Below are 6,932 nucleotides of genomic sequence, written 5' to 3' on the forward strand. Positions count from 1 at the left end.
CAGCAATGCCGAGGCAGGGTTCGAGCTCGAACTGACCGTGAACAAGGATCGGCAGGAGCCTTACGGGCTCGGCGACGGCTACGGCCATCTGGCGGTCTCGGTCGTCGATCTCGACGGCGAACATGATCGTCTCGGCGCGCTAGGGCTCAACCCGAAGAAAATCGTCGAGTTCAACCGCGACGGATCGCTGATCGCCCGCTTTTTCTTCATCGAGGATCCCGACGGCTACAAGATCGAGGTTCTGCAACGCGGAGGTCGCTTCCAATAGGAGACATCGCAGCCGTCCCCTGACGGGGGCAGCGCGCCAGCAACGGCGTTCTGAAGAGAGCGCACATAGCAAGCAGGGAGGAATAAAATGGTCACGATCTATGACGCGAAGCCTGGGCTGTCCCGTCGAGAGCTTCTTAAACGGGGCGGCATCGGCGCGCTGCTCGTCATCTCAGGCAGCGCCGTCATCAGCCCCGAGCATGCCTGGGGACTGGAGACATCGGCACTCAAGCCCGAAACCATGGCGACGCTGATCCAGATGGCGCGTGACATCTATCCGCACGATCAGGTTCCGGACAAATATTACGCCATTGCCGTGAAAGGCCACGACGAACAGGCCGGCAAGGACGCCGCCTACAAGACTATGCTCGAAGATGGCATCGCCGACCTCGACAAGAAGTCCGGTGACGGCGGCTACCGCGGCCTTGGCTGGGAGGACCAGCGCGTCGCCGTGCTGAAGCAAATCGAGGCGACGCCGTTCTTCCAGGCCATTCGGGGTGGCCTCGTGGTCAGCCTCTACAACCAGAAAGAGGTGTGGCCGATCTTCGGTTACGAGGGCGAGTCCTATTCCAAGGGCGGCTACATCGCGCGCGGTTTCGACGACATCGAGTGGCTCTGAGCCCCGTCGCTCCTGAACCCGCAAACAGAAATCATGGGAGGAAACCATGGCAGCTTCATTTGATCTGAACAACGATGGCGTGGTCGTCATCATCGGCTCGGGCGCCGGCGGCGGCACGCTCGGCAACGAACTCGCCCAGAAGGGTGTCGACGTCGTCATCCTGGAAGCCGGCGCGCGCCACGAATACGAAGACTTCATCAATGACGAGTGGGGTTCGTTCAGCCAGCTCGCCTGGACCGACAAGCGCACCACGTCCGGCGACTGGCGTGTGGCCAAGGATTTTCCCAACCTGCCGGCCTGGATCGTCAAGTCGGTCGGCGGTTCGACCACGCATTGGGCCGGAGCTTCGCTGCGCTTCCAGGAGCATGAGTTCAAGGGGCTGTCGACCTACGGCAAACTGGAAGGCGCCAACCTGCTCGATTGGCCGATCACGCTGGCCGAGATGGAGCCCTACTATGCCAAGGCTGAAGCCAAGATGGGCGTCACCGGCACCAATGACTGGCCGCGGCTGCCGGGCAACAACAATTTCAAGGTGTTGAAGGCCGGCGCCGACAAGCTCGGCTACAAGGAATGCCACACCGGCAACATGGCGATCAACTCGGTCGATCGCGACGACCGCATGTCCTGCCAGCAGACCGGCTTCTGCTTCCAGGGCTGTAAATGGGGCGCCAAATGGTCGACGCTCTACACCGAGATACCCAAGGGAGAGGCGACAGGCCATCTCGAAGTCAGGCCGAATGCCATGGCGATCAAGATCAACCATGACGCCAGCGGAAAGGTGACCGGCGTTGTCTACGCCGACAAAGACGGCAAGCTGCAGGAGCAGAAGGCGCGCATCGTCGCGGTTGCCGGCAATTCGATCGAGAGCCCGCGGCTGCTGCTCAATTCGGCGTCGGGGAAATTCCCCGATGGGCTTGCCAACTCGTCGGGTCAGGTCGGCAAGAACTACATGCGTCACACCACCGGCTCGGTCTATGCCATCTTCGACAGACCGGTGCACATGTATCGCGGCACGACCATGGCCGGCATCATCCGCGACGAGGCGCGGCATGATCCATCGCGCGGTTTCGTTGGTGGCTACGAGTTCGAGACGCTGTCGCTCGGCCTGCCGTTCATGGCAGCGTTTCTTGATCCGGGCGCATGGGGGCGCTCGTTCACCACAGCACTCGATCACTACGACCACATGGCCGGCCTTTGGATCGTCGGTGAGGACATGCCGCGCGCGGAGAACCGCATCGCGCTGCATGCCGACGAGAAGGACGCGCACGGCATGCCGATCGCCGACGTGCATTTCGACGACCATCCGAACGACACCGCGATGCGTAACCACGCCTACAAGCAGGCTACGGCACTCTATGATGCGGTCGGCGCCACCCGCACCTTCCCGACGCCGCCCTATCCGTCGACCCACAATCTCGGCACCAACCGGATGAGCGAGAAAGCGGAAGACGGCGTCGTCAACAAGCACGGCCAGGCGCACGACATCAAGAACCTGTTCGTGTCCGATGGCAGCCAGTTCACCACCGGTGCCGCCGAAAACCCGACCCTGACGATCGTGTCGCTCGCGATCCGCCAGGCCGACTACATCGCGGCGCAGATGTCGGCCAAGACGATCTAGTCACATCCTCCCGACGGACTGCTGGCGCGGAACCCGCAAGGTTCCGCGCCTTTTTCTTGCCGCCTCACTGCTTGGTGCAGGTCGAGGCGGTGAAGGCGCCGTCGGGCTGCTTCATGATGATGTCGAAGGAGGGCACTGTTTCGCCGTCCAGCGTCGCCTGGGTCAGCGACAGTGAATTGCCGCCGGCGGTATATCCGCCCAGCGGCCCCAGCCACGAGATCACGCCGTTTGCGTCCATTTGGTAGTTGTAGCCCTGCCGCGCGGTGCCGAAGACGCCGAGGCTGGCGTAGACGGGGCCGCTGTAGACGTTCCCCTTGATGGTGATGTCGCCGAGGCTGAGGAACATGCCAAGCAGGTACACTTCGCAATGATAGGCGCCGTCAGGCATCTTGCCGTCGCTGAAATCGGCTCGCGCGGCCACGGTTGCTGCAGCCAGAAGCAGTATGCCGATGAAAATACGTGAAATACCTGAAACCATGACGTCGCTCGCTTGAAGAGCGAGCTTGCCCTATTTTTGCACCGCGCCGCAACATCGGTCGCCTGAGGCACGGGTGAGTTCAAAATCTAGGCAGATTTGGTAAATGATCGAAAAATAGGCAGAGGCTGCGCAAGCTGCGCAAAATTCCCTCAATCGATTTCTGGCCACCTCTCTTTGTTTTGTAAGCCCTATATTCCAAGGTGCTGATATCTATAATTTATTTGTGCCCTTTCGGGATTGCCAGAGCGGTTGGCATGGGGGTTGCTTTGTAGTGTTGCGGTGCAATCAACTAGCTTGGGAGTCTGTAATATGAGGGGTAATTTCTCGACAATAACAAAAATGTTTTCGGCTGGTGTGGTCGCCGCCGGCCTGTTGACGTCCGCTCCGGTCAAGGCCGCCGACGACACGATCAAGGTCGGCATTCTCCATTCGCTGTCGGGGACCATGGCGATTTCGGAGACGACGCTGAAGGACGCCATGCTGATGCTCATCGACGAGCAGAACGCCAAGGGTGGTCTGCTCGGCAAGAAGCTCGAGGCGGTCGTCGTCGATCCGGCTTCCAACTGGCCGCTGTTTGCCGAAAAAGCGCGCGAACTGATCTCCAAGGACAAGGTCGCGGCGGTGTTCGGCTGCTGGACCTCGGTGTCGCGTAAATCGGTGCTGCCGGTGTTCTCGGAACTCGACAATATCCTGTTCTACCCCGTCCAGTATGAGGGCGAGGAAAGCGAGCGCAACGTGTTCTACACCGGTGCGGCGCCGAACCAGCAGGCCATCCCGGCTGTCGACTATCTGATGAGCGAGGACGGTGGTTCGGTGAAGCGCTGGGTGCTGGAAGGCACCGACTACGTCTATCCGCGCACCACCAACAAGATCCTCGAGGCCTATCTGAAGGCCAAGGGCGTGGCGGCTGAAGACATCATGGTCAATTACACGCCGTTCGGCTTCTCCGACTGGCAGACCGAAGTTTCGGCGATCAAGAAGTTCGGTTCGGCCGGCAAGAAGACCGCCGTCGTCTCGACCGTCAACGGCGACGCCAACGTGCCGTTCTACAAGGAACTCGGCAACCAGGGCATCAAGGCCGAGGACATCCCGGTCATGGCCTTCTCGGTCGGCGAGGAAGAGCTAGCCGGTCTCGACACCGCGCCGCTGGTCGGCCATCTCGCCGCCTGGAACTATTTCGAGAGCGTCGACACGCCCGAGAACAAGAAGTTCATCGCCGACTGGCACAAGTTCATCAAGAACGACAAGCGCACCACCAACGATCCGATGGAAGCCCATTATATCGGCTTCAACATGTGGGTGAAGGCGGTCGAGAAGGCCGGCACCACCGATCCGGACAAGGTCATCGACGCCATGATCGGCGTGTCGGTGCCGAACCTGACCGGCGGCTATTCGACGATGATGCCGAACCACCACATCACCAAGCCGGTGCTGATCGGCGAAATCCAGGCCGACGGCCAGTTCGAAACCGTGTCGCGCACGCCGGGCCTGGTGATGGGTGACGAGTGGTCCGACTATCTGCCTGATTCCAAGGACCTGATCTCCGATTGGCGCGCGCCTCTGTCCTGCGGCAACTTCAATGTTGCCACCGGCAAGTGCGGCGGCAAGGGCACGAACTGATCCTCCCCGGGCTGGACCTTCAGGTCCATGCCCATGACCGCGCGCGTCCGGACGGCTTCCTCCGCCGTCCGGACGCCCACTTCAACCTTCAGGGGTTACCAGAGACCGATGATCTTGATCCGCACGGGTTTGATGCTGTTGTTCCTGCTGGCGACGCTGTCGTCCTCCGGCGCCGGCGAAGCCGATCTGCGCGGCATCATCGCCAAATTCGCCACGGCCAAGGGCTTTTCCGAGATCGGGGCCGTCGTCCACGAACTGGCGGCCGCCGGCGATCCGGCGGTAGAGCGGCCGCTTGCGGCACTTGCCGACGGCAACCTGTATGTCCGCAAGGCTGATTCCCTTGTGTTTGTCGGCAAGGAAGCGGGCGAAAGCGTCCAGCTTTCCGACCCGTTGAGCGGCGAGGCGTCGGGCGAGGCGGCCAAGGACGGCATCACCAAGATCAAGGTCAACAACACGCTGCGTCGCGTCATACGCGATGCGTTGGGCACGCTGACGCTCGGCGCCAAGGACCCGGCCGTGCGTGTTGCCGCCGCAGACACCATGTTCAAGACGCCCGACGCCGCAAACATCGGACCGCTCGACACGGCAATCGCCAGTGAGACCGTGGCCAGCGTCAAGGCGCTGCTCGAACAGGCTCGTGCCGCCTCCGTTCTGGTCTCCGACCGGCCTGAAGCCGACAAGCTCGCTGCAATTGCCCTGATCGGCGCGCGTGGCGACCGCGATGCGGTTTCCCTGCTCACCTCGGTCGAGGCGAATTCCACCGACGCGGTCAAGCAAGCGGCGACGACCGCAATCGCCAACATCAATTCGACGCTGGCCTTCTGGGATGCCGGGCAGAACATCTGGTACGGCATCTCGCTGGGCTCGGTGCTGCTGCTGGCGGCAATCGGCCTTGCCATCACCTTCGGCGTCATGGGCGTCATCAACATGGCGCATGGCGAGATGGTCATGCTCGGCGCCTACACGACCTTCGTCGTCCAGCAGGTGATCCGCACCTCCTTTCCCGGCCTGTTCGACTGGTCGCTGGTCATTGCGCTGCCGCTCGCCTTCCTCGTTGCGGCCCTGGTTGGCCTGATCATCGAGCGCGGCGTCATCCGTTTCCTCTATGGCCGGCCGCTTGAAACGCTGCTGGCGACATGGGGCGTCTCGCTGATCCTGCAACAGGCCGTGCGCTCGATCTTCGGGCCGACCAACCAGGAGGTCGGCAACCCATCCTGGATGTCGGGCTCGTTCAATCTCGGCCAGTTGGCGATCACCTGGAACCGGCTGTGGATCCTGGTTTTCGCGCTCGCTGTCTTCGGCATCCTGCTCTACGTGATGAAGCGCACGCCCTGGGGCCTGCAGATGCGCGCCGTCACCGCCAACCGGCGCATGGCCGCCTCGATGGGCATCAGGACGCCATGGGTAGACGCGCTGACCTTCGCGCTCGGCTCCGGCATTGCAGGCATTGCCGGCGTCGCGCTCAGCCAGATCGACAACGTCTCGCCCAATCTCGGTCGCGGCTACATCATCGACAGCTTCATGGTCGTCGTCTTCGGCGGCGTCGGCAATCTGTGGGGCACGCTGGTCGGCGCCTTCTCGCTCGGCATCGTCAACAAGTTCCTCGAGCCCTATGCGGGCGCGGTGCTCGGCAAGATCGTCGTGCTGGTGCTGATCATCCTGTTCATCCAGAAGCGCCCGCGCGGCCTATTCGCGCTCAAGGGCAGGGCGGTGGAAGCATGATCACGGGACGCTTCTTTGCCGCCGGCGCGGACCGCCGCATCGCCATCACGATCTTCATCCTGCTGGCGGTGGCCGTCCTTGTGCCGCTGCTCAACCTTGCGGTGTCTCCCACCAGCGCCTTCTACGTCCCTTCCTACATCGTCGCGCTCACCGGCAAATATCTCTGCTATGCGCTGCTCGCCTTGGCGCTTGACCTGGTCTGGGGCTATTGCGGCATCCTCTCGCTCGGTCACGGCGCCTTCTTCGCGCTCGGCGGCTATGCGATGGGCATGTATCTGATGCGGCAGATCGGTTCGCGCGGCGTTTACGGCAATCCCATCTTGCCCGACTTCATGGTGTTCCTGAACTACAAGGAATTGCCCTGGTTCTGGTACGGTTTCGACCATTTCTGGTTCGCCGGCCTCATGGTGCTCGCGGTGCCCGGCCTGCTCGCTTTCGTCTTTGGCTGGTTCGCCTTCCGCAGCCGCGTCACCGGCGTTTATCTCTCGATCATCACCCAGGCGATGACCTACGCGCTGCTGCTTGCCTTTTTTCGCAACGACATGGGGTTCGGCGGCAACAACGGCCTGACCGATTTCAAGGATATTCTCGGCTTCAACGTGCAGGCC

6 protein-coding genes and 1 pseudogene are annotated in these 6,932 nt (G+C 62.0%); 6 read left to right on the forward strand and 1 reads right to left on the reverse strand.

Annotated elements, in window-relative coordinates; genetic code table 11:
* The 3 genes from EN893_RS12705 to EN893_RS12715 form a co-directional block, all read left to right on the forward strand.
* The coding region (locus tag EN893_RS12705; protein WP_128361563.1) for a VOC family protein at positions 1-268 on the forward strand (268 nt) is incomplete at its 5' end.
* Between the two features lie 87 nt (positions 269-355).
* Positions 356-886: a gluconate 2-dehydrogenase subunit 3 family protein gene (locus EN893_RS12710; RefSeq protein ID WP_127268967.1), complete on the forward strand. Its 531-nt coding sequence runs from the start codon at positions 356-358 to the stop codon at positions 884-886.
* A 46-nt stretch (positions 887-932) separates the two neighbouring features.
* Positions 933-2,504 (forward strand): GMC family oxidoreductase, encoded by a 1,572-nt coding sequence (locus EN893_RS12715; RefSeq protein WP_127268966.1) that lies wholly within the window; start codon positions 933-935, stop codon positions 2,502-2,504.
* Positions 2,505-2,568: 64 nt separating this feature from the next.
* On the opposite strand, the gene EN893_RS12720 is transcribed toward EN893_RS12715, so the two are convergent.
* Positions 2,569-2,982, reverse strand: a complete 414-nt coding sequence (locus EN893_RS12720; protein ID WP_127268965.1) for a hypothetical protein — start codon at positions 2,980-2,982, stop codon at positions 2,569-2,571.
* Between the two features lie 309 nt (positions 2,983-3,291).
* Between EN893_RS12720 and urtA the strand changes: the two genes are divergently transcribed.
* The 3 genes and pseudogenes from urtA to EN893_RS12735 form a co-directional block, all read left to right on the forward strand.
* A complete protein-coding gene (gene urtA / locus EN893_RS12725; RefSeq protein WP_027036733.1) occupies positions 3,292-4,602 on the forward strand; it encodes an urea ABC transporter substrate-binding protein in 1,311 nt (436 codons plus the stop codon).
* A 108-nt stretch (positions 4,603-4,710) separates the two neighbouring features.
* Positions 4,711-6,324, forward strand: coding sequence for an urea ABC transporter permease subunit UrtB (gene urtB / locus EN893_RS12730; RefSeq protein WP_127271301.1), 1,614 nt, complete (start codon positions 4,711-4,713; stop codon positions 6,322-6,324).
* Positions 6,321-6,932 (forward strand): annotated as a pseudogene (locus tag EN893_RS12735) (urea ABC transporter permease subunit UrtC); the annotation flags it as partial. The gene urtB and the pseudogene EN893_RS12735, both read left to right, overlap by 4 nt.

Source organism: Mesorhizobium sp. M7A.F.Ca.CA.004.04.2.1, assembly GCF_004022825.1.
In the GTDB taxonomy this organism is placed as follows: Bacteria; Pseudomonadota; Alphaproteobacteria; order Rhizobiales; family Rhizobiaceae; genus Mesorhizobium.

Excerpts from the sequence above, each read along its gene's own strand:
- EN893_RS12710 (WP_127268967.1), top strand. The coding sequence starts at position 356 with ATGGTCACGATCTATGACGCGAAGCCTGGGCTGTCCCGTCGAGAGCTT.
- EN893_RS12715 (WP_127268966.1), top strand. The coding sequence starts at position 933 with ATGGCAGCTTCATTTGATCTGAACAACGATGGCGTGGTCGTCATCATC.
- EN893_RS12720 (WP_127268965.1), bottom strand. The coding sequence starts at position 2,982 with ATGGTTTCAGGTATTTCACGTATTTTCATCGGCATACTGCTTCTGGCT.
- urtA (WP_027036733.1), top strand. The coding sequence starts at position 3,292 with ATGAGGGGTAATTTCTCGACAATAACAAAAATGTTTTCGGCTGGTGTG.
- urtB (WP_127271301.1), top strand. The coding sequence starts at position 4,711 with ATGATCTTGATCCGCACGGGTTTGATGCTGTTGTTCCTGCTGGCGACG.